Here is a 23173-nt window from a genome sequence, read left to right as displayed (position 1 = left end):
ACTCCCCCGGGCTTCGGCGCCGGGTTGGCGATCCCGACACCGTACTGGGCAGTATTGCCGATCGCCCACCGCGAGTACGAAACGCTCAGGTCAGGCGGTGTTCACCCGAGTAGATGTTCATCGATTCGCCGCGCAGGAACCCCACCAGGGTGAGCCCGGACTCGGCCGCCAGGTCGACCGCGAGCGAACTCGGCGCCGAGACCGCCGCCAGAATCGGGATGCCGGCCATGACGGCCTTCTGCGCTAACTCGAAGGAGGCCCGGCTGCTCACCACGAGCATGAGCTCGGCGGCGGGAATCCGGCCCTCGCGGACCGCCCAGCCGATCACCTTGTCGACCGCGTTGTGCCTGCCGATGTCCTCGCGCAGGGCGAGCAGGGCGCCGTCGGTGGTGAACAGGCCCGCCGCGTGCAGGCCGCCGGTGGCCTCGAACAGCTTCTGGCCCGCGCGCAGCTTCCCCGGCAACTCGGCCAGGGTGTCGATCGCGACCGTGCCGGAGTCGGGCCGGATCGGGTAGCGGGTGCGCGTGCGCACCTCGTCGAGCGCGGTCTTGCCGCAGAGTCCGCAGGCGCCGGTGGTGAGGAAGTTGCGGGTGTGCAGCGGCACCGGCGCGCGCAGGCGCACGTCGAGCACGTTGTAGGTGTTGCGGCCGTTCTCGTCGGTCCCGGCGCAGTAGCGGGCGGTGACGAGGTCCTCGGCCGAACCGATGATGTTCTCGCCGAACAGGAATCCGTGCACCAGATCGATGTCGTCGCCCGGGGTGCGCATGGTGACGGTGAGCGACCGCCCGTCCACGCGGATCTCCAGCGGTTCCTCCACGGCGAGGGTGTCGGGTCGCTGGATGCGGCCGGTCGGCGACAGCCGGGTGGTCTTGCGCCGTGCGGTGACTCTGCTCATCTTGGCTGCCGATCGGTTCGGTGGCGGTCTCGCCTCAGCCGGTCGCGAAACCGGCGACGAGATTGATCGTCGTCGCGAGGATGACCGTGCCGAAAGCGTACGACAGCAGGCAGTGCCGCAAGGCGACGGCCCGAATCGTCTCGTCGGTGACGTTGGTGTCGGAGACCACGAAAGCGGTGGCGGACAGGACGATTCCGGCGAGCACGCCCAGCGGGGGCTCGGTCCAGATCCCGATGATCAGACCGGCCGACAGGCCGATGAGCACCGCCACGATCAGGCGGGTGAGAGCGGATTGCGGCAATCGAGCGCTCATGTCCGAGGACCCTACCGAAGGATTGCCGGGTCATAGCTGAATTCGATCGTCGCGGGTGAAGTCGGTTTCGCGGGCGGTGTCGGCCAGGGCGGTGGTGAGCACCGACGCGGGCTCTATGGCCGTCGTGACCAGCGCGATCCGCGCGGTGACGGCGGGGTCGGCGAGCTCGAAAACCCGCACCCGCGCGGTGGGCCCGAGGGTCGAGACCCAGGGTTGCGGGACGATGCAGGCCCAGCGGCCGGTGCGCGCGTGCTCGAGCAGGGTGGCCACCGAGTCGCTCTCCAGCTGCGGCGATGCGACGAGTCCGCGACCGGCCAGCGCGCTGTCGATGAGCTGACGACCACGCATTCCCTTGGGCAGCAGGCACATCCGCAGTTGCAATGCCTCGGTCCAGGTGATCGTGTCGGCGCGGCCGGTGAGCAGCTCGGCGCCGGCGACGAGGACGTGGCGTTCCTCGTAGAGCGGGATGCCGGTGAGGCCATCGGTGTCGACGCCGTCGGCATAGATGATGCCCGCGTCGAGTTCGAATCCGCGGATGCGTTCGACGATGTCGCGCGAGCGCAGGCTCGTCTCGACGCGCACCCGCACCAGCGGATGCGCGGCGCAGAACGGGTCGGTCAGCTGGGTGACGGTGCCCGACGCGGCCGGGATCACCCCGAGGCGCAGCTCGCCGGTGAGGCCGGTGCGCAGCGCGGTGACCTCGTGTTCGAGCGCGTCCCGGTCGGCGAGGATCCGCCTGGCCCACAGGACGAGGCGTTCGCCCTCCGGCGTGAGCCCTTCGAAGGTTCGCCCGCGCCGCACCAGCGGCACGCCGAGCTCGCGTTCGAGCTTGCGGATCGCCTCCGACAGCGCGGGCTGGGAGACGTAGCAGGCCGCGGCCGCGCGCGCGAAATGGCGCTCCCTGGCGAGGGCGACGAAGTACTCGAGTTGCCGGAACATGCGCCCCCGGGGTCAGTCGTCCTCGTCGTCGGCGGCCTTGTTGCGCGCCTTGGCGATCTCGAGTGCCCGCTCGGCCGTCGCCTGATCGGGGTAGGGGCCCATCCGGTCGCCGTACCAGCAGGTTTTGCCCTGCTCGGCGGTGCGGTGCTTGAGGCAGTAGTACCACTGGTTGTCGTCAGCCATGACGCCAGTATGCATCGGTTCGCATACCCGCGGCGGGAACCCGGGGGCGGGTTCGCGGAGCAGGAGCGCGACAGCGATTCCCACCGCGACGCCGATCACCGTGTCGACGGCGCGCTCGGTGAGCATGGTGCGCGGATCGGTCGGCGCGGCGAGTTCGGTCATCGACATGATCAGCGGCGTGAAGAATCCGAGCGCGAGCGCGTAGTGGCGGGCCATGAACAGCTCGGTCGGGTACAGCAGCGCGATGATCACCAGCGCGAGCACTGTCGGATTCGGGCCCGGCAGCAGCAGCGGGGCCGTGACCGCGAGGCCGAGGAAGGTGCCGAGCACCCGGTGCAGGCCGCGCGAGATCCGGTCGCGCGAGGTCGCGGCGGCCAGCGGGACGGCGGCCCCGGCCATCGCCCAGTTGGCATGGCCGACGCCGAGCAGCAGCCCGATCCCGCCGGAGATCGAGATCGCCAGCGCGTAGCGACCGGACTGGACCAGCGAGACCCGGCCGGTGCGGTGCGGCGCGATGCTCACCGGCAGCACGCAGGCGCCGGCGCGGCGCGCTCGGTGCGCGGAGTCCAGGTACCCGACCGCCACACACAGCGCCGCCGTGATCGCGCAGATCATCAGCGCCGCAAGCGGATCGGGCTGGTTGTCGGCCACCATCGCGATCGCCCCGAAGGCGAAGATGCCGAAGAAGGGTCCTTCGGGACGCAGGCCGAGCCGGTCGGTGACCGGTGAGGCGACCGCCGCGGACACCGCCACCGCCGCGACCAGGACGACCGGCGGCGCGTGCCAGCGCGCGAGCGCGATGCCCGCGCCCACCGCCCCGACCAGCATGACCGCGGCCTCACTCTGGTGGATCAGGCGCTGCCGCTGCGCCTCGGCGAAGCCGTACATGCCTGTGAAGGAGCCGAACACCGCGTAGATGAGCAGGTCGGTGCGGCCCGCCGCGGTGAGCAGCAGGCCGGGGATCGCCAGGCCGACGAAGACCCGGGCGGCGGGCAGGTGGTCGATGTCGATGCCGGTCCGCCGAATCAGCGGGCGCGCCCGGGTCCGGGTGGTGGGCAAGGGGTCCTCCGGCATCGGTTCAGGGGGTCTGGAATCGCATCGTCGCCGAGGGACCACACCGCCGTCAAACCGCTTCTCCGCAGGTCAGAAACTATTTTCGGGGCTGTACCTGCGTTGATAACCCGAGCCTGTCGAGTGTTCGGAAGTCGGTCTTGGACGTGCCGGACCGCGCGGGCCGAGAATCGAACCGCGACACGCGCGACGGCGGTGGGTCGAGTCCGGACCTACGCCGTCCCGTGACCTCGGGCGGCGAGAATCCCAGACGGGACACCGACAGGCTTCGAAGAATCTCGACCCACAGCACCGCTGAATCGTCGAAGGGAAGATGTCATGGCTGACGGTCCGCACACCCCGTATGACCCCGACAGCGGGCCGAGCGGCGACGCCGATCGCGCCGCCGTGCCGAAATTCAAGCCTTACCATCATCCGGCGGCCGGGTGGGGCGCCGCGCTCTCGGTCGGCAAGTTCATGGTGCTCGACGAGCACGAGCCCCTGCTCGGCACCAAGGCCGTCCTGAAGATGAATCACCCCCAACATGGCTTCGACTGCCCCGGCTGCGCGTGGCCGGACGCCACCGACGGCCTGACGCTCGACGTGTGCGAGAACGGCATCAAGCACGTGACCTGGGAGATGACGCACAAGCGCTGCACCCCCGAGTTCTTCGCCGCGCACACCGTCAGCGAGCTGGCCACCTGGAGCGACCACGACCTGGAGGACCAGGGCAGGCTCACCCACCCGATGGTCTACGACGCCGCGACCGATCACTACGTGCCGATCAGCTGGCCCGACGCGTTCGAGATGGCGGGCAAGGCGTTGCGCGAACTTCCCGATCCGAATCTGGCGTCCTTCTACACCTCCGGCCGGTTGGGCAACGAGGCCACCTTCCTCTACCAGCTGATGGTGCGCGAATTCGGCACCAACAACCTGCCCGACTGCTCCAACATGTGTCACGAGGCGAGCGGGCGCGCGCTGCAGGCCGCACTCGGCACGGGCAAAGGCACCTGCGACATCGACGACTGGGACAAGGCCGACGCGCTGTTCGTGATGGGCATCAACGCGGCCTCCAACGCACCGCGCATGCTGACCGCGCTGGCCGAGGCACACAAGCGCGGCGCGCAGATCGTGCACGTCAACCCGCTGATCGAGGCGGGCGCCCGCAACACGATCATCCCGCACGACTTCGCCGCGATGGCCACCTTCCGCGCCACCGACACCAGCACCATGACCCTCCAGGTCCGCATCGGCGGAGACTTCGCGCTGCTGCGCGGCATCGCCAAACACGTCCTGGAGGAGGCGAAGACGGACCCCAAGGCGCTCGATCGCGAGTTCATCGAGCGCTACACCGTCGGCTTCGACGCCTACGTGCGCGAGGTCGAGGCCACGACCTGGGCCGAGATCCAGCGCCAGTCCGGACTGAGCGAGCAGCAGATCCGCAAGGCCGCCGGGATCTACTGCGACGCCGACCGCACGGTGATGAGCTGGTGCCTGGGAATCACCCAGCACGAACACGGCGTCGACACGATCCGCGAGATCGTCAACGTGCTGCTCCTGCGCGGCAATCTGGGCCGCGAGGGCGCCGGGCCGTCGCCGGTGCGCGGGCACAGCAACGTGCAGGGCAACCGCACGTGCGGCATCGACAACAACCCCACCACCGAGTTCCTCGACCGGCTCGCGCAGGTGTGCGGGATCGACCCGCCGCGGGAGAACGGCTACGACACGGTCGCCACGATTCGGGCGATGCAGGCGGGCAAGCTCGAGTTCTTCCTCAGCATGGGCGGTAACTTCGTGGCCGCTGCCCCGGATGCCGCCTACACCTTCGAGGCTTTCCAGAAGTGCGGGTTCACGGTCAATGTGAGCACCAAGCTCAATCGCAGTCACGTCATCCACGGCAGGCGCGCGCTGATCCTGCCGTGTATCGGCCGCACCGAACGAGACATCCAGCGCGGCGGGCCGCAGATCACCTCGATGGAGAACGGGATGGCCGTGGTGCACATGTCGCGCGGCATGAAGAAGCCGGCGTCACCGCATCTGCTGTCGGAACCGGCGATCCTGGCCGGCATCGCGAAAGCCGCGCTGCCCGAGACGAAGACGCCGTGGGAGTACTACATCGAGGACTACGACCGCATCCGCGACACCATGTCGAAGGTGCTGCCCGGTTTCGAGGACTACAACCGCCGGGTCCGGCTGCCGCTGGGTTTCCGGATCCGCCAGCCCGCCCGCGAGCTGATCTTCCTCACGCCCTCGGGCAAGGCCGAGTTCTCGACGGCGACCCTGCCCGACGTCACCAACCCGCCCGGCGTGCTGACCCTGGCGACCCAGCGCTCCCACGACCAGTGGAACACCAGCATCTACTCCGACAACGACCGCTACCGCGGGGTGAAGAACCTGCGCACGCTGATCTTCATGAACACCGAGGACATGCGGGAACGCGGACTGCGCGAGTTCGACGAGGTCGACATCACCAGCACCGCCCGCGACGGGTCCACGCGATCCCTGTTCCGCTACAAGGTGATCCCCTACGACATTCCCCCGGGCTGCGCCGCCGGGTACATGCCGGAGATGAACGCGCTGTGCGCCATCGGCGACTACAGCACCGAGAGCGACCAGCCTTTGATGAAGAGCGTGAAAGTCACTGTGACACGGTCCAGCTGAACGGATCGGCCGCGACTCCCGTCGGAGCCGCGGCCGATGCGCGTCAGTAGACGTAGACGACCGCGTTCTCGCCGCCCGTGCAGGTGACGAGCTTGCCCTCGGGGGTGCAGTTCATCGTGTAGGTGCGGCCCGTCACGGGACTGGTGGCGACGACCGACCGTGGCCCGGCCGCAGTGCCGCCACTGGCGTACGCCGCGCGGACGGCTTCGGCGAAACCGCAGCTGGTGACCGTGCTGCCGATCGCCGCCTTGCCGAAAGCGCCACCGGCGGCGCCGGATTCGCACGGCTGCGCACCGGCGGGCAGGGTGACCGGGCCTGCCGAGGTCGTCGGGGCCGCCGTGGTGGCGCGCGGGGCCGTGGTGGCCGCGCCCCCGCCGCCGATCGGCGCCGCCGAGCTGGGCGCGGCGGCGGTGTCGGTGGCCGAGTCGCCGCCCGACATCAGCCGCCAGCCGATCGCTGCGCCGATGACCAGCACCGCGACGGTGAGCACACCGACCAGGATGGGCAACAGGGCCCTGTTACGGCCCGAATCCCGCTGCTGCCAGGCGGGTTCCGCGTAACCGGGGTCCGGACCGTACGGGTCGGCACCGTAGGCGGGGTCGCGGTAGGCGTGATCACCGTAGGCATTGTTCTCGTCGTACTGCGCGTAGGCCTCGTGCCCGCCGTACGGTTCGTCCGGCGGGGCCTGGTGCGCGGGGAACGGCGCCGCGCCACCGCGATACTGCTGAGTGGCCTGCGCGCGTTGCGGATCCGGCGCGCCGAAGGGTTCACCGCTGGGCGAGGTGCCCTGGTAGTGCTGCGTCGGCGCCGACCGTTGCGCGTCGAAACCGGCCGGGTCGTACTGCTCGGTCGCCGGACCGTCCACCCCGCTGTACTGCCGGGTCGCGGCCGCCCGGCGCGGGTCCTCCTCCGGCCCCGGCACGCCACGGTATTGCTCGGTCGGTGCGCCGAAACGGTCGGCCGCGCCGGACTGGGGCTCGCCGAAACGGTCCGGGTCACCGAATCCACCGGCCGGTGCGCCGAAGCGGGCGTCCAGGCCGGGCCTGTCGTGCTCGTCATCGAACCGGTCCGGTCCGGGAGCGAACCGCGCGGGCTGTGCGGTGCGGTCGTCATCGAAATCGTCTGCCGCGGAACCGAAGCGATCGTGTTCGCCGCCGAACTGCGCTGTCGGGCCGAAGCGGTGCGGCGAATTCTCGCCGTCGGCGAACATCCCCGCGGGTGCCGCGAAGCGGGCATCGGAGCTGGAGTCGGGTGCGCGGAAGCGTGCGTCCGGGGCTCCCCCCTCGCCGAACGGCGGCTCCTCGTCGCCGAAGCGGTTGTCCGGGACCGGGTTCGACGCGCTGGGATCCGAGCCGAAGGGGGCCTCGGGGCTGCCGCCGAATGCGGCCGGGCCAGGTGGACCGCCCTGGTAGCGCTGGGTAGGCGCGGATCGTTGCGGGATGGGGCCGGAGGCTCCGTCGAGTGGGGGACGCACAGGATCGGGCCCGGCGCCGAAGGGGCTACCGACACCCGGTCCGCCCGCCGCTCTCCCATCCAGTGGTGGGCGCGCCGCGTCGGCGGTGGGGCCGAATCGCGGGTTGGGGTTGGAGCGGCCCGTGTCGACGTATTCCGGCGGGGGGCCCGCGTAGCGCTGGGTGGGGGCCGCGCGCTGGGGAACCGGGCCCGAAGGGGTCGCGTCGGCGAAGCCGGTCGGGGCCGGGTACGGCGTGTGCGGCACCGGGGCCGAGGTTTCGCCGGGCCCGGCGCCCTCGTAGAGGTGGGCGTCGGGGAACGGGCGCATCTTGGGCAGGCCCTGGTCCGGGGTGTAGGCGGGCGGAGGCTCGGGGGCGACCGGGGCGTCGGCGGGCGGGAGCGGCGTGAAGTATGTGTCGTCGGGGCGGATCTCGGCGGGGCCCGTCGGCTGGATCACCGCGGGGATCGACACCTCACCGGTGCCCTCGGCCGGGACACGCTGGAATCCGGCGGTTTCCGGGCCCGCGTTGGCGGGCGGCCGGATGATCAGCGTGGGCTGCGCGCCGGTCGCCTGGGTCTGGCTACGCGAGGTCTCGATGCCACCGGTCGCGGTCACCGCGCCGACGACGCGGAACTCACCGGTCGGCGTGGGCCCGGCCGCGGCACCGTCGTCATCGGCGGGCCCGCGCCCCTCGCCGGGCGCATTCCGCCCACTGGACGCGTTGCGACCATCGGCATCAGCGCCACCAGGCTTCCGACCACCCGGCACCTCGTGACCGCCGCTGACCCCACCAGCGGGCACGGCCTGTCCCCCGGCACCACCAGGCACCGGATGACCACCGGTCGCACGACCACCCGGCACGCCACGACCAGCGCCGGCACCCCCTGGAATCGGATGTCCACCGGTCCCACCCTGGCCTCCACGACCGTCGCCGGGCACCGGATGACCACCAGTCGCACCGGCACCGGGCACCGGATGACCGCCGGTTCCCACGCCAACGGGCAGATTCCAGCCTTCGGGCGCCTTGCCGGGCACCGGATTCCGCGCACCCGCGCCGGCCGCGCCGAAGGCCGCCGCCCCCGCCGCGGCGCCGGTGCCCGGGCTGGGGACACCCATCGCCCCGGCGCCCTGCGGACCACCCACCGGCAGACTGTCCTGGATCGCGGCGACCAGCGCTTCCCTGGCCGCGACCGCGAGCTCGCCCGCGCTGGCGTAGCGATCGGCGGGGTCCTTGGCCATGCCGATCGCGATCACGTCGTCGAGCGTCGACGGCAACCCGGGCAGCAGGGTGCTCGGCCGGGGCGGGGCTTCGGAGAGATGGGCGCGGATGAGCACGCTCATGCTGGCGGCGGGGAACGGCGCGGCGCCGGTGAGGCATTCGTGCAGCACACAGGCCAGCGAGTAGACATCGGCGCGGCCCGAGATGGGGCCGACGTCGAAACGTTCCGGCGCCATGTAGATGTAGGAGCCCATGGCCATCCCGGCCTGGGTCACCGCGCTGTCGCCCTCGGTGTGGGCGATGCCGAAGTCGGCGAGGTAGGCGAAATCGGCGGGCGTCACCAGGATGTTGGCCGGTTTGACGTCGCGGTGCACCAGCCCGCCCGCGTGCGCCGCGTCGAGCGCGGCGGCGATCTGCTCGACCACCGCGACCGCCCGATCGGGGCTGAGCGGCCCACCGGCGCGCAGGACGGTCCGCAGATCGGTGCCCGGCACCAGGCGCATGTCGATGAACAGCACCCCGTCGATCACGCCCCAGTCGTGAATCGGGATGACGTGCGGTTCGGCCAGTTTCGCCGCCGCCTGGGACTCGCGCCGGAACCGGACCTGATAGGCGGGGTCCTGGGCGAGCTCGGGCGCCAGCAACTTCAGGGCGACCACCCGGTCCTTGCCGGTGTCATAGGCCTCGTAGACCTCGCCCATCCCGCCTTTGCCCAGCATCGACCGCAACTCGTACGGGCCGAATCTGCTCCCCGTCCGTGACCCAGGTGCCTGCACCAGCGTCCGCCTCCCACTTCTGGCAGGCCCGAAGACCTGCTCGTCAGAAGGAGGATTCTCCCGGTGTCACCACGCCGTGGTCAAACGCGAACACGATCGCGGCGGCGCGGTCACGCAGGTCCAGCTTGCCGAAAATGTGTCCTACGTGGCTTTTCACGGTCACTTCGGAGATGCCGAGTTCGGCGGCGATCTCGCTGTTGACCCGGCCGCGGCCGATCAGTTCGAGCACTTCGTACTCGCGCGCGGTGAGGTCGCCGAGCCGGTGATCGCCGCGCGTACCGGTCGGTCGCACCGTGCGGTAGGCGGTGAGCACCCGGCCGGTCACCGACGGGTCGAGCCAGGCGCCGCCCGCGGCGACGGTGCGCACCGCGCGGATGAGGTCCTCGGCGGGTGAGTCCTTGAGCAGGAAGCCGGCCGCGCCCGCGCGCAGCGCCCCCGACAGGAGCTGATCATCGTCGAAGGTGGTGAGTACGAGCACCGGCGGCGCGTCCGGACGCGCGCGCAGCAACCGCGTCGCATCGATGCCGCCGACCCGTTTCATCCGCAGATCCATCAGCACCACGTCGGGCCGTTCGGCCGCGACCGCGGCCACCACCTCGTCACCGTCGGCGCATTCGGTGACGGTGAAGCCGTCGCGGCGGCGCAGGATGCGGCGCAGGCCGCCGCGGACGAGTTCCTGATCGTCGACGACGAGCACCGTCACCGGGTTGTCGATCGGCGCGGCGGCCGTCACGTGTCCTCCTGGGGCTTGGTCTTGAGCAGGCCGGGCAGTAGCGCGGTGATGGTCGTGCACGCCGTGGTTTTGAGGGGGAAGCTCGCGCGCACCGTCCACCCGTCGTCGGCGACACCCGCGGTAATGCGGCCGCCGAGCAGGTCGGTGCGCTTGCGCATGCCGCGCAAACCCATGCCGCCGTCGCGCCGAGGCGGCGGACCGCAGGGCATCGGGTTCGTCACCACCAGCGTCGCCAGCTCCGGGGCGACGTCGAGCCGAACGGTCGCCGGCGCGCCGGGCGCGTGCTTGGCCACATTCGCCAGCGATTCCTGCCCGATCCGGTACAGGGCGTGCCCGACGGTGCCCTCGACGACGGCCAGGTCACCGGTGCGGGTGTATTCGACGTCGAGTCCGGCCCGCCGGAAGTCGCCGACGAGTTCGTCGATGTCGGCGGCGCTCGGCTCGGGGGCCAGCGTCGAGGGACTGGTGTCGAGCATGCCGACGGTGCGGCGGATGTCGGCCATCGCCTGCCTGCCGAGGCGTTCGGCGTCGACGAGCGCGTCCACCGCTTCGGTCACGTCGTCGTCGGTCTGCAGCGCGCGCCGGGCCGCGGTCAGATGCAGCAGGGTGATGGACAGCGAATGCGCGATGACGTCGTGCACCTCGCGGGCGATCCGGCGCCGTTCCTCATCGGCGGCCCGCACGGCGCGGATCGACTGGTTCTCGCGCTCCTGATAGAGGAACCGGCGCTGATACTGCAGCAGCACCCCGACGAAGACACCGAGCACGATGCCGAGTACATACATCGGCAGCCCCTGCAACCGCTGTCCCGCATCGCCCCACCGGACGTGGCCGGCGAGGTCGAAGGCGACCAGCTCGAGGATCGCGAGCACCGTGAACCCGACGGTGATCCCGCGGGACGCGACCGCGGCCACCTCCCCGGCGACGATCACCAGCACGAACGGCGCGAAATCGGCGCTGACCGGCTGCAACAGGAACAGCCCGCACGAGAGCAGCGCCGACCCCTTCAGCAGGGCCGGATGCGGCTTCACCCCGAAGATCGCGAACAGCGGGATCGGCAGGAAGGCGGTGGCCATCGCCACCAGGGGCAGCGGGCTCGGGAAGTAGGAGTGCCGCTGGATCACGGCCGCGCCGGTGATCACCAGCAGGGCCAGATCGGCCCCGATGATCACGGCGGGCGGATAGTCGTAGGGCAGGGACTCGATGCGTTCCCGCACGATGTCGAGCAGCCGCCGCACCCCGTGTCGCGGCCGGTCCGCGAGCCGCCGCCAGCGGCCGGGCCGGCCCGCGGTACCCGCGGGAAGGGCGTGACTCACCTCCATGGGGTAAGGCTAGCCGCCGGGCCCGGCACCCGTCATCGTCCCGCGAACGGGCCCGCGCTCCTACCGGGGTAGGAGGACAAGTCGGGTCCCGGGCACGACGATTCCGGGCCCGCGCGACCGTAGCGTGAGTGACACCGCTCACGGAAGGTGAAGCCCATGACCTGGACCGATCAGCACCGCCGCACCGAGATCGTGCACACCGTGCTCACCAGGGCGTCGATCGACCCGCGCGACCCCCAGCTGTTCGACGGCCTGGCCGGACTGGACGAGCTCTTCGGCGGGACCGAGGGACTCCTGCGAGCCCTGGCCTACCGATGGAACAATCATTTGCGCGCCAAACTCGAACAGGCCGAGATAGAAGGACATTCGGCGGTGGAGGCCTATCTGGAACTGGCCGCCGAACAGCCGGCGCTGCGCGCGATCCTCGACGCGCACGCCGCGACCGGGCAAACTACCCGTACCCGCGCCCTCGCGCGCTGACGATTTCCATCCGACCGAAAACCCTTGGGGGCCAAGAAACATGCCGGACAACGATTCGCCGATGCTGGAACTGACGCGGGTGGTCAAGCAGTACCGCGTCGGCGAACAGCGGGTACGCGCGCTCGACGAGGTGAGCATGCGCATCGAGGCGGGCCAGTTCACCTCGATCATCGGGCCCTCCGGTTCCGGCAAGAGCACCCTGCTGCATCTGCTCGGCGCCCTGGACAAGCCGGACGAGGGCTCGATCTGCTTCCGCGGCACCGAGATCGGCGACCTCGACGAGGACGCCCAAGCGGCTTTCCGTTTGCAGCAGGTCGGTTTCGTCTTCCAGTTCTTCAACCTGCTGCCGACGCTGTCGGCCTGGGAGAACGTCGCGGTGCCGAAGTTGCTGGACGGCACCGGTTTACGCAAGGCCAAGCCGCGCGCGCTGGAACTGCTCGAGCTGGTAGGCCTCGGCGACCGGGCCCAGCACCGGCCCGCCGAACTGTCCGGTGGGCAGATGCAGCGCGTCGCGGTGGCGCGGTCACTGATCATGGATCCACCGCTGATCCTGGCCGACGAGCCCACCGGCAATCTGGACTCCAAGACCGGCGCGTCGATCCTGGAACTGCTGGGTGAGATCACCGCACAGGGCAATTCGGTCGTGATGGTGACCCACGACATGGGCGCTGTCGCCCACTGCGATCGGGTGATCACCCTGCACGACGGCCGCATCGACGCCGACGACGTCGTGGCAGCGCGGGTCGACGCATGATCGCGGCCATGTGGGATCGGTTGCGGCTGTTCAATATCGGTGAACTGATCCGTCATCCTGGCCGCACCGTCATGTCGACGGCGGTGATGGCGGTGTCGGCGTCCCTGCTGGTCGCCGTGCTGAGCATCTCCGGCTCGGTGACCGGGTCGGTCGACCGGCTCACCCAGGGCCTGGCCGGCGATGCCGAACTCGAGATCACCGGCATCACCGACGCCGGCTTCGAACAGTCGCTGCTCGCCCGGATCACCGCCACGCCCGGCGTGGCCACGGCGGTGCCGATGCTGCGCACGACGCTCGGCGCCGGTCCCGACCGGGCCATGCTGGTCGGCGCCGACGCGAATGTCGCCGCGCTCGGTGGCGATCTGGCCGGCCCGATGTCGGAGCACACCGCGAAGCTCGTCAGCACGCCGCGCGGGGTGCTGGTCGGCGCCGCCATGGGCTACCAGGTGGGCGACAGCGTTCCGATCGGCTGGGGCACCGCGACAGTGGCGGGGGTGCTCGACGACGAGGCGACCAACCGGCTCAACGGCGGTCACCTGATCGCCGCCCCGCTACCGCTCGCGCAGTTGCTCACCAACCGCGTCGACCGGCTCGACTCCGTGCAGATCCTGCCGAAGCCCGGCACCGACATCGGGCAGCTGCGTTCCGATCTCACCGCGGTCGTGGACGGGCGTGCCGTGGTGGCCGAGCCCAGCCTGCGGACCGCGCAGGCCGGCGGCGCGATCCAGATCATGCGGTACTCCACGCTGATGTCGTCGGCGGCGGCGCTGATGGTGTCGGCGTTCCTGATCTACAACGCGATGAGCATGGCGGTGGCCCAGCGCAGGCCGACACTGTCGCTGCTACGGGCGATCGGCGGGCAGCGCGGGCCGATGGTGCGCGATCTGCTGGTCGAGGCGGCGCTGCTCGGTCTGATCGGCGGTGCCATCGGCTCGGCGATCGGCGCGGTGATGGGCCGGTTCGCGATCGAGCGCCTGCCCGCGGCGATCGTGCAGTCGGTGGAATCGCGCACCGAGTTCATGGTGCCGAACTACGCGGTGCCCGCCGCGATCGTGGCGTGCGTGGTGGCGACCGTGCTGGCCGCGGCGATCGCGGCACGCCAGGTCTACAAAGTCGCGCCGGTCGAGGCGCTGGCGCCGGTGGAGGCGAGCGATTCGGCCGCCGACAACGCGATCCTGCGCTGGGTGGCGCTGGCCGGCGGGCTCGGCCTCGTCGGTGTGGCCGTCGTTCTGGCATTCCTCGACCTCGGGCGGATCTCGCTGGGCGCCATCTCGACCTCCTTCGCCGCGGCGGTGCTGCTCTGCTTCGCCGCCACCGGCCCGATCGTGCGCGGCGCCGCCGGGATCGCACGCTGGTTCGGCGCGCCCGGCGCACTCGGCGCCACCACCCTCGGACGCGCACCGCGCCGCGTGTGGGCGACCGCGATGACGGTGATGATCGGCGTCGCCGCCGTAGTGGCGCTCGGTGGCGCGTCCGGCAACATGGTCGACTCGGCGACCGAATCGTTCGAGAGCCTGGGCGACACGGACCTGTATGTCAGCGCGAGCCCGGTCGAGCAGTTCCCGACCGGTCCGGTGCTGCCGCCGGCGGTGCGCGAGAAGGTGGCCGCGGTGCCGGGCGTCGCGTCGGTGCGGCCCGCGCAGATGGCGTTCGCCACGGTGGGCACCGGGCGGGTGATGCTGCAGGGCTATCCGGCGACGCCCGACGAGAGCAGGCTGAGCGCGGTCGATCCGGGCGTGGTCGAGCGGATGGAGCGCCGGGAAGGGGTGGTCGTGACCCGCGACGTGGCCCGGTCGATGCATCTGGCCGCCGGTGACGAGATCACCATGCCCACGCCCTCCGGCGCCCGGACCGTGCCTGTCCTGCAGGTGATTCCGTACTTCACCGCCGTCTCGGGTGTGGTGATGATGAACCTGGATCAGATGCGTGAGTGGTATCAGCGGCCCGGCGAGACGATCCTGTCGGTGGAGTACACCCCGGGTGCCGATCCCGAGGCGGTGCGCGCGGCGGTCCGCGCCGCGGTCCCCGAGGAGTTCTACGTCGCGACCGGAAACGACATGGTGAACGCCATCTCCTCGGGCGTGCAGCAGGGCGCGGCGATGAGCAACATGATCCTGTGGATCGTGGTGCTGGTGGCGACGGTGGCGCTGCTCAATACGCTGATGCTGTCGGTCCTGGAGCGGCGCAGGGAACTCGGCGTGTTGCGGGCCATGGGCACCAATCGCAAGTTCCTGTTGCGCTCGGTGCTGGCCGAGGCCGCGGGCATCGGATTCATCGGCGCCGCCATCGGACTCGTGATCGGCGTCGGGGTGCAGTATCTCGGCACCGTGGCCATCGGCCACGCCATGACGATCGACATCGTGTACCGGCCGAGCCCCCTGCTGCTGGTGTACGGCATCGTCGCCCTGGCGCTCGCGCTGCTCGGGTCGATCCCGCCCGCCTTCCGGGCGGCGCGGATGCCGATCGTCGCGGCGCTGGCGGTGGACTGACGAACGTCGCGGTGTCGCCGGGCCGCCCGGTGACACCGCGACGCCGTCAGCGCGCGGCGCCCGTCAGCATGGCGCGATGGAATTCCCACGCGTCGCCGATGATCTCCGCGACCCGCGTCCGGCGCGGAGTCCAGCCGAGGCGCTGGTGCGCCTTGGCCGAGGACGCGACGCAGACCGCCGGATCACCGGGTCGCCTGTCCTCGATGTCGATCGGGAAGTCCGCGCCGGTCACGGCGAGCACGGCGTCGATGATCTCGCGGTTGGAGAAGCCGTGGCCGTTGCCCAGGTTGAACACCTCGTGTTCGCCGGGCCGGACCGCGTCGAGCGCGAGCAGGTGTGCGTCGGCGAGGTCGGCGACGTGGACGTAGTCCCGCACGCAGGTGCCGTCCTCGGTCGGATAGTCGGTGCCGAAGAGGGTGAAACGGGGGCGCTGCCCGTCGGCCGCCTGCAGCAGGATCGGGATCAGATGCGATTCGGGATCGTGCCGCTCGCCGAGCCGCACACCGTCGGCCGTGCGGACCGCGCCCGAGGCGTTGAAGTAGCGCAGTGACGCCGCGCCCAGCGTGGTCGAGGCGCCGCACTCCCCCGCGATCATCTGGTCCACGGTGAATTTCGTCGCGGCGTAAGGATTGTTCGGCCGCACCTCGGCCTGTTCGTCGAAGGGAGTCCGGCCGTCGCCGGTGTACATGCTGCCGGTGCTGGAGAAGATCAACCGCGGAACCGCAGCGCGGCGGATCGCACGCAGCAGGGCCAACGAGCCCTCGATGTTGTTGTGCCAGTACTTCTCCGGGTTCCGTACCGATTCGGCCACCTCGATCGACGCGGCGAAATGCAGCACACCGTCGAATCCCGCTCCGGGCGTGAGGATCTCGGCCACGTCGTGCACCGACATCTCGTGGAACGTCGCCGCGGCCGGGACGTTCTCCCGGAAGCCGGTGGCCAGATTGTCGAGCACGTGGACCTCATGCCCGGCGACGACGAGTCGGTGCGCGGTCACGCCGCCGATGTATCCGGCACCGCCGGTGACGAGCAGTTTCACAGCTCTCCTCGGGTTCTAGCGGACGATGGTCAGAGTTGAACGTCCTCCCACCAGGCGGTGACCTCGTCCTGGGCGGAGGGGCGTGGGGCGCCCGCGGTGCCGCTGCTGCCGCGGCGGCTCACGGCGATGAGGTAGTTCGCGCGCAGGTCGTCCTCGGGGAAACCGATCACCTGATGGGCGGTGCTCATGCGGGTGCTCGCGGGGTCGGGGACCACCCAGCGGCGCAGGTCGAATTCGACGCCGTCCTTGTCGCCGGGGTAGCGGATCGCGGCGGGCAGTGCCTCGACGACCGACCGGGCGTGCGCGGCGGTGGGGTACTCGAGCACGAGGTAGCTCACCGAGCCCGCGTTGTTGTCGGTGCGCTCACACTGCCAGCCGGCGCTGATCGGATTCCATTGCAGTGCCGGTTCTTTCCATTCCAGCTCACTGACCGACCGCACCGCGAAACAGCGCGCGCCCCGATAACCCTGACCCTCGCCCGCGACGCCCTGCGGGACCAAGGTCGGAAACACGCGCCGACTCTTCGCGAACGAATCACCCACTGTCGTAGCGGAACTCGACGGACCCGCCGCGGCGGCATCCGGCGCCGCGTCCTCGTCGTCGCCACCGAACACCACGGCGACCAGCGCCACCAGCAACGCCACCAGCGCCACCACGAGACCGACGAGCGCCAACCACCCCAGCCGATGCAGACCCGATATCCGCTTCGGCACGGGCAGCCGTGGGCCGGGCCGGGCCCGTCCCATCGGCGGCGGTGGTGTGGGATACGGATGAACACCTCGCGGCGCAGGGCCCGGATGCGCGCCTTCGGCCGACGGAACACCTTGCCCCCCAGCGGACGCATGATGCTGCGCCACATTCCGTGGGGCCGAGTCGCTCTCACCCATGTCGAACGGCTTGTCCGGGTCCGCAGCGCCATCGTCCCCGACCGCGCCACCCCCAGTGCCGTCTGCCGAGCCACCGCCACCACCGACCGCAGTGCCACCAGCCGCAGCGCCACTGTTGCCCGCGGAAGTCCCGCCGCCCACCGCGCCACCGCCGTCGGCCAACCCGCCGCCACCGCCGTCAGGCGAGCCACCGCCACCGACGGCAGCGCCACTGTTGCCCGCGGAAGTTCCGCCGCCCACAGAGCCACTGCCGTCGGCCGAGCCACCGCCACCGCCGTCAGGCGAGCCAGCGCCGCCGGCCGCAGCGCCACTGTTGCCCGCGGAAGTTCCGCCGCCCACCGCGCCACCGTCGACGACAGCGCGGCCGTCGACGTCAACACCACCGTCCACCGCCAGAACTCCAGGCGAATCGGTTGACTCACCGGCGGCATCGGCCTCGGCGTCTACTGCGGCAGGTCCCGGGGCACCGGTCATCGCGGGGGAACCGGCCGAACCGGGGACCGGGGCGCCCGAAGCCGCAGCGCTCGGTGGCCGGTCCGACCCCGCCGGATCGGAACCGCCGCCGACGCCGGCCGGGTCGGCGACCGACGTGCCCGCTTCGTCCGCTGCGAACCCCGGCAGTTCCTCGGACGAAGCACCGCCATCGCCGCCGACACCGGTTGGATCGGCGACCGACGTGTACACCTCGTCCGCGACGAACCCCGGTAGTTTCTCGGAGGCAGCACCGACGACGCCCGGAGCGGCGACACCACCTTCATCCACGAGCGGAGGTGCTTCCACGGAATCCGCTGGACCAGTGAGTATTTCAGGCTGATCGGGGGTGCCGGCCGAGCTCGCTATCGAGGTGACGGTGGTCGGCGCGTTCGCGTTCGCGGCCCACCGCGCGGACTCCGGCATCGGCACGACATCGGTGATCGCCGACCCGGATCCGTCGGGGTGCGGCGGCGAGGATCGGTCGCCGACCGCGCCACGATCGCGGGCCTGCGCGGCCGCCGGATCTCGGGGCTGGGCACGCTCTCCGTGAGCCGTGACATCCTGCTGCCCACCTACCGAACTCCCCGCCGGTGCGCCGCCCGAGACAGACGATCCCGGCTCGTCGCCGGGCAGCACCGACGGCGACGGTGTCAGATCCTGCCCCACCACGGGCGGTGTGGATTCTCCTCGCACCACGGGCGGGGCGGCCGAATAGTGTTGCGCCGCACCGTGCAGATCGCGCGGTTGCGCTCCCCCGGGCTGGGCCTGGAGGTTGGCCTCCCCAGCTGCCGGCCCGGGCGACTGCGGAGGGTGCTGTGCCCCAGAGCGCGCGGGTTCGGGGTGGACGACCGGGACAGGTCGCTGCGCGCCGGGCGAAGCGGCGCTCGCGTACGGCGCGGGCGAAGCCGAGCCCGGCTGCGGCGCAGATGAAGCCGAGTCAGGGTGCGACGGTGCCGGCGCAGGTGGAGCAGAGGTTGCATGCGGGGCAGGCGAAACTGCGCCCGAACGCGGCGGCGCGGGCGAAACGGAGTCAGGTTGCGGCGCAGACGAAGCCGCGTCAGGGTGCGGCGGCGCCGGGGCAGGCGATGCCGAGCTCGCGTGCGGCGCAGGCGGAACCGCGCCCGAATGCGGCGGCGCGGGCGAAACGGAGTCAGAGTGCTGCGGTACCAGTGCTGGTGAAGCCGAGCTCACCTGCGGCGCAGGCGAAACGGCCCCCCGCTGCGGCGGCGCGGGCGAAGCAGAACCCGGATGCGGCGCAGGCGAAGCAAGACCCGAATGCGGCGGCGCGGGCGATGCGGAACCCGGATGCGGAACGGGCGAAGCGGAACCCGGATGCGGAACGGGCGAGGCGGAGCCAGGGTGCGGCGGCGCCGGCGCAGGTGGTACGCGTGGTGGCGCTGCGGCCGCCTGCGGTGCGACGGGTGCCCAATGGGGTTGGGGGGCGGGCTGTCTCGGCGGGGACGGCTGGGGCGCGTAGCCGGCGGCGGGCGGTGGGTACGGACCCGCGGACGGCTGGGGAGCGGGTGGGTAGTAGGCCGCGGGCCGGGGCAGGACGGGTGGGGTGTTGGAGGTGAGGGCCTTGCGGGCCGCCTTGGCGAAGGCGGTGCAGGAGTCGAAGCGGGCGGCGGGATGTTTGGCCATGGCGGCGGCGAGGACCGCGTCGAGCGCGGGTGGGAGACCGTGGCGGCGCAGGGCCAGCGGTTGCGGGGGCAGGTGCAGGGTGCCGCGGATGATCTCGTTCGGGTCGGGGGAATCGAAGGGGGCGACGCCGGTGAACAGCCAGTACAGGGCGCAGGCCAGGGAGTACTGATCGGAGCGGTGGTCGAGTTCGGCGCCGGTCATCTGTTCGGGCGAGGCGTAGGCCAGCGTCGCGGTGAACATGCCCTGCTGGGTCAGATGGGTGGAATCGGCGCGCAGGCGGGCGATCCCGAAGTCGGTGAGGAATACCCGCTCGCCCTGACCACCGCTGGAGCGGGCCAGCAGGATGTTGGCCGGCTTCACGTCACGGTGCAGCACGCCTCTGCCGTGCGCGTAGTCCAGCGCGTCGGCGACCCCTTCGATGATCTGCACGGCCCGCTCGGGCGGCAGCGTCATCGGGTCGACGGTGGCCGCGTCGATCCCGTCGACGTACTGCATGCTGATCCACAGCTGTTCGCCCTCGGCGCCACGATCGAAGACGGTGACGATGCCGGGATGGTCGAGCCCGGCGGCGAGATCGGCCTCCCGCTCGAACCGCGCGCGAATACGCGCGTCGGCGAACAGGTCCCGATTGAGCAGCTTGAGCGCGGTCAACCGGTCCAGCCGCGGATGCCGCGCCAGGTACACCGTGCCCATGCCGCCCTGGCCGAGCGTCCGCTCGACGGTGAACCCGGCGAACACCTCACCAATCTCGAGCACCGCGACCCCCTTCCGGCCTCCGTGGCGGACCAGCATGGCACCCGCGACCGCGTGTGACCACGTTCATTCGAATTCTCGCCGAAAATCGGTGAAACTTGCCATCAGTCGTCCGGGATCGTCCGGACGCGCTCGACGAGTAGTTTGCACCGCCGAAGATCAGCGCCGACGCGCAGTGGGTGGTGGGGAGGATCCGGTGGTGAATTCCATAGGGAGGGCAGCGGTCGTTCGCGGACTGCTGCACAGTGTGGTGCTCGTTTCGGCCGCGCTGAGCGCTTCGTGCGCGTTGCCGGACGCCCCGGCCGCGGTGCGTGCCCCGACGGTCGCGGTGAGCAGTGAGGACGCCGGGAACCCAGGCCTGTCGATCATGCGGCCCGACTCGCTGACCGCGGAGTTCACCCAGTTGCAGGCCCAGTTGCCCGGCCAGGTCGGGATGGCGCTGATGCCCGTCGGCGGCGGCCGGATGACGATCTACGGCGACTGGACCACCGGCATCGCCTGGTCCACGATGAAGGTGCCGCTGGCCGTGGCCGCGCTGCGCCACGATCAGGACCAGTCGATCTTCGAGATGGTGCAGGCCGCGATCACGGTGTCGGACAACGACGCCGCCTACGGGCTCTGGGAATCGCTCGGCGACGGCGAGGAGGCGGCCGCGGCCGTGCAGCAGGTGCTCGACGAGGCGGGCGACATCCCGGCAGGCAAGGAGAGCCTGCGCACCGAACTCGACTACACCTCGTTCGGCGGCACCGAATGGTCGCTGGCCAATCAGGTGCGCTTCGCCTCGCGGCTGCCGTGCCTGCCGCAGACCGAGGTGGTCACGACACTGATGGGCGAGATCACCCCCGACCAGGGCTGGGGTCTGGGCCTGCTCGACGACACCGAGTTCAAGGGCGGCTGGGGCCCCGACGACGACACCGGCATGTACACGGTGCGCCAGTTCGGGCTGGTGCCGGTGGGCAGCGGCCAGCTGGCGGTCGCCCTTGCCGCGCAAGCGGATTCGGGCACCTTCGACGACACCACCGCGCTGTTGGACCGGATGGCGTTGCTGCTGGCCCGGCATCTGCCGGAGCTGCGCGGCGGCGTGTGCCCGCGCTGAGCCCGGCGGCTCAGCCGGGGACGACCAGGCCGGATTCATAGGCCAGCACCACGGCTTGGGCCCGGTCGCGCAGGCCGAGCTTCGAGAAGACCTTGGAGACATGGGTTTTCACCGTTTGCTCGGCGACGTACAGCGCGGCAGCGATCTCGGTGTTCGACAGTCCCTTGGCGACCAGTTCGAGTACCTCGCGTTCGCGCGGGGTGAGCGAGGCCAGCGCGGGCGCGGCGGGGGTGCGCGCCGTGCTGCGCCGCCGGGTGACGTCGGCGATCAGCCGGCGCGTGATGGTCGGGGCCAGCAGCGCCTCGCCGTCGGCCACCACGCGCACCGCCCGCACGAGCTCCTCGGCGGGCGCGTCCTTGAGCAGGAACCCGCTCGCGCCCAGGCTCAGCGCCTCGTACACGTAGTCGTCGATGTCGAAGGTGGTGAGCATCAGCACGCGCACCGGCGGATCGAAGCCGGCGGCCAGGATCGCGCGGGCGGCCTCCAGCCCGTTCATCTCGGGCATGCGCACGTCCATGAGGACGACGTCGGGCCGCAACCGCTTGGCCTCGGTGACCGCGATCCGCCCGTCGGCCGCGTCCCCGATGACGCTGATGTCGGGCTGCGCGCCGAGTAGCGCGCCGAAGCCTTGCCGGACCATCGCCTGGTCGTCGGCGATCAAAACGGTAATTGCCACTCGACCACCCTAATGCGCGCAGAGGCGATGCGTTCGCGGGTCTTTCGCGCGCGGTCGGCGCGCTCGGGCGGGCACGCCTACGCGATGGGCAGTTTCGCCGACACCTCGAAGCCGCCGTCGCCGGTGGGTCCGGCGTCGAGTTCGCCGCCGACCGCCTCGACCCTGGTACGCATCCCGTCGATGCCGTGCCCGCCGCCGAGGCCGGGGCGCGGCACGGTCGCCGAGGCCGCGTTGCGGACGGTCACCGTCACCGCGCCGGGGCCGACGGCGACCGCGACGAGTGCCGGGGCGCCCGGCGCGTGCCTGGCCGCGTTGGCCATGGATTCCTGCACCACGCGGTACATGGTGAGCCCGGTCGTCTCCGGAACCGATTCCAGCGAGCCGGTGACGGTCCACTCGACCGGCATCCCGGCCCGCTTGGCCGAGGCGCACAGCTCGGGCACGTCGACCGCGCGCGGCTGGGGCGCGTGCTCGGGCAACTGCCCGTCGCTGCGCAGTACCCCGAGCATGCCGCGGATCTCGTTGAGCGCGGTCCGCGCGGTGGCGCCGATGGACTCGAACTCGGTCCGTGCCGCTGGATCGAGGTCGGTGATCCGGTAGGGCGCGGTCTGGGCCTGCACCACCACCATCGACATGTGGTGGGCGACGACATCGTGCAGGTCACGCGCGATGCGCGCCTTCTCCTCGAGAATGGCCCGCCGCGCGCGTTCGACCTCGGTGACCTCCTCCTGCTGTTCGAGCTTGCGCCGCGAGGCGACCAGCGTGCGCAGCAGGTATCCGAACAGCGCGATGGCGCCGAGCCCGATCGGCCAGCCCCACAGCGGTCCGGTGGCCGAGCCGGGCATCGTGGTGGCGAACAGCATCGACTGCGCCGCCCAGGCCACCACGACGATCGGCACCGGAGCCCGCAGCGCCACCGCGAACAGCAGCACGAACAGCACGATGATGTGCACCACCTGGAACGGCACGTCGTTGCCCGGCGTCGAGGACAGTGCCAGCGAGATCAGCAGCGCGGACCCCGCCGAGACGGCCCAGCCCAGCGCCGGGTTGATCCGCACGAACAGGATCGGGAACACCGCGAGCGCGGCGAGCAGCGGGGCGAGCGGCGCGGGCACCTCGTGGGTGACGAACAGGGTCGGCCAGGCGATGCTGTAGAGGATCAGCGCGACCGCGACGGTCCCGATATCGAACCAGGTGCGCACGGCGATTCGGCGCGCGGCGGGGCGCAGTTGTCCAAGCATGGCACGAGCCTACGAACCGGCCGGTCGGCGGACCTCATACCCACGTGCCAAATCGGACCCCCTACCCTGGTGTGACCCCGGCGCCGGGTCACCCGCCCG

Annotated in this window: 15 protein-coding genes and 1 pseudogene; 5 read left to right on the top strand and 11 right to left on the bottom strand. The window is 71.2% G+C overall.

The features are described from left to right. Positions 1 to 85: 85 nt before the first annotated feature. The 4 genes and pseudogenes from fdhD to QH270_RS34520 all read right to left on the bottom strand — a co-directional run bounded on the left by fdhD (position 86) and on the right by QH270_RS34520 (position 3389). Complete coding sequence (gene fdhD, locus QH270_RS10225) at positions 86 to 895, bottom strand: formate dehydrogenase accessory sulfurtransferase FdhD (RefSeq protein WP_280340415.1); 810 nt, start codon at positions 893 to 895, stop codon at positions 86 to 88. A 34-nt stretch (positions 896 to 929) separates the two neighbouring features. Beyond that, positions 930 to 1067 (bottom strand): annotated as a pseudogene (locus tag QH270_RS10220) (DUF1345 domain-containing protein); the annotation flags it as partial. Between the two features lie 171 nt (positions 1068 to 1238). Further along, positions 1239 to 2147 (bottom strand): LysR family transcriptional regulator, encoded by a 909-nt coding sequence (locus QH270_RS10215; protein WP_280340413.1) that lies wholly within the window; start codon positions 2145 to 2147, stop codon positions 1239 to 1241. A 12-nt stretch (positions 2148 to 2159) separates the two neighbouring features. Continuing rightward, positions 2160 to 3389 carry an FUSC family protein gene (locus QH270_RS34520; protein ID WP_348537650.1) on the bottom strand — a complete coding sequence of 410 codons (1230 nt, stop codon included), beginning with the start codon at positions 3387 to 3389 and terminating at the stop codon, positions 2160 to 2162. A 330-nt stretch (positions 3390 to 3719) separates the two neighbouring features. On the opposite strand from QH270_RS34520, the gene QH270_RS10205 reads away from it, so the two are divergent. Then, a complete protein-coding gene (locus QH270_RS10205) occupies positions 3720 to 6041 on the top strand; it encodes an FdhF/YdeP family oxidoreductase (protein ID WP_280340412.1) in 2322 nt (773 codons plus the stop codon). Between the two features lie 43 nt (positions 6042 to 6084). On the opposite strand, the gene QH270_RS34650 is transcribed toward QH270_RS10205, so the two are convergent. The 3 genes from QH270_RS34650 to QH270_RS10190 form a co-directional block, all read right to left on the bottom strand. Continuing rightward, a complete protein-coding gene (locus tag QH270_RS34650; protein ID WP_432420331.1) occupies positions 6085 to 9432 on the bottom strand; it encodes a protein kinase domain-containing protein in 3348 nt (1115 codons plus the stop codon). A 100-nt stretch (positions 9433 to 9532) separates the two neighbouring features. Continuing rightward, entirely contained in the window at positions 9533 to 10222 is a 690-nt protein-coding gene (locus QH270_RS10195) for a response regulator transcription factor (RefSeq protein ID WP_280340410.1), read from the bottom strand. Next, positions 10219 to 11544, bottom strand: a complete 1326-nt coding sequence (locus QH270_RS10190; protein ID WP_348537649.1) for a sensor histidine kinase — start codon at positions 11542 to 11544, stop codon at positions 10219 to 10221. Before QH270_RS10190 ends, QH270_RS10195 begins: the two co-directional genes overlap by 4 nt. A 156-nt stretch (positions 11545 to 11700) precedes the next feature. On the opposite strand from QH270_RS10190, the gene QH270_RS10185 reads away from it, so the two are divergent. The 3 genes from QH270_RS10185 (at position 11701) to QH270_RS10175 (ending at position 15267) form a co-directional block, all read left to right on the top strand. Then, positions 11701 to 12024: a hypothetical protein gene (locus QH270_RS10185; RefSeq protein ID WP_280340409.1), complete on the top strand. Its 324-nt coding sequence runs from the start codon at positions 11701 to 11703 to the stop codon at positions 12022 to 12024. Between the two features lie 61 nt (positions 12025 to 12085). After that, positions 12086 to 12778, top strand: a complete 693-nt coding sequence (locus QH270_RS10180) for an ABC transporter ATP-binding protein (protein WP_280340408.1) — start codon at positions 12086 to 12088, stop codon at positions 12776 to 12778. Continuing rightward, positions 12775 to 15267 (top strand): FtsX-like permease family protein, encoded by a 2493-nt coding sequence (locus tag QH270_RS10175; protein ID WP_280340407.1) that lies wholly within the window; start codon positions 12775 to 12777, stop codon positions 15265 to 15267. Before QH270_RS10180 ends, QH270_RS10175 begins: the two co-directional genes overlap by 4 nt. A 46-nt stretch (positions 15268 to 15313) precedes the next feature. Here QH270_RS10175 and galE read toward each other — a convergent pair whose 3' ends face one another. Both galE and QH270_RS10165 read right to left on the bottom strand, forming a co-directional pair. After that, on the bottom strand, positions 15314 to 16306 hold the full coding sequence (gene galE, locus QH270_RS10170; protein WP_280340406.1) for a UDP-glucose 4-epimerase GalE: 993 nt from the start codon (positions 16304 to 16306) through the stop codon (positions 15314 to 15316). A 29-nt stretch (positions 16307 to 16335) separates the two neighbouring features. After that, positions 16336 to 20064: a serine/threonine-protein kinase gene (locus tag QH270_RS10165; protein WP_280340405.1), complete on the bottom strand. Its 3729-nt coding sequence runs from the start codon at positions 20062 to 20064 to the stop codon at positions 16336 to 16338. A gap of 196 nt (positions 20065 to 20260) precedes the next feature. Between QH270_RS10165 and QH270_RS10160 the strand changes: the two genes are divergently transcribed. Next, positions 20261 to 21157, top strand: coding sequence for a hypothetical protein (locus QH270_RS10160; RefSeq protein WP_280340403.1), 897 nt, complete (start codon positions 20261 to 20263; stop codon positions 21155 to 21157). 10 nt (positions 21158 to 21167) lie between these two features. Here the strand turns inward: QH270_RS10160 and QH270_RS10155 are convergent, their stop codons facing one another. Beyond that, positions 21168 to 21833, bottom strand: a complete 666-nt coding sequence (locus tag QH270_RS10155) for a response regulator transcription factor (RefSeq protein WP_280340401.1) — start codon at positions 21831 to 21833, stop codon at positions 21168 to 21170. A 77-nt stretch (positions 21834 to 21910) separates the two neighbouring features. After that, positions 21911 to 23074 carry a sensor histidine kinase gene (locus tag QH270_RS10150; protein WP_280340399.1) on the bottom strand — a complete coding sequence of 388 codons (1164 nt, stop codon included), beginning with the start codon at positions 23072 to 23074 and terminating at the stop codon, positions 21911 to 21913. Positions 23075 to 23173 lie beyond the last annotated feature (99 nt).

Source organism: Nocardia neocaledoniensis (assembly GCF_029868625.1).
GTDB classification, from domain to species: domain Bacteria; phylum Actinomycetota; class Actinomycetes; order Mycobacteriales; family Mycobacteriaceae; genus Nocardia; species Nocardia neocaledoniensis_A.
The sequence above is the reverse complement of the archived record's forward strand: the minus strand, read 5'-3'. Positions and strand labels throughout refer to the sequence as shown.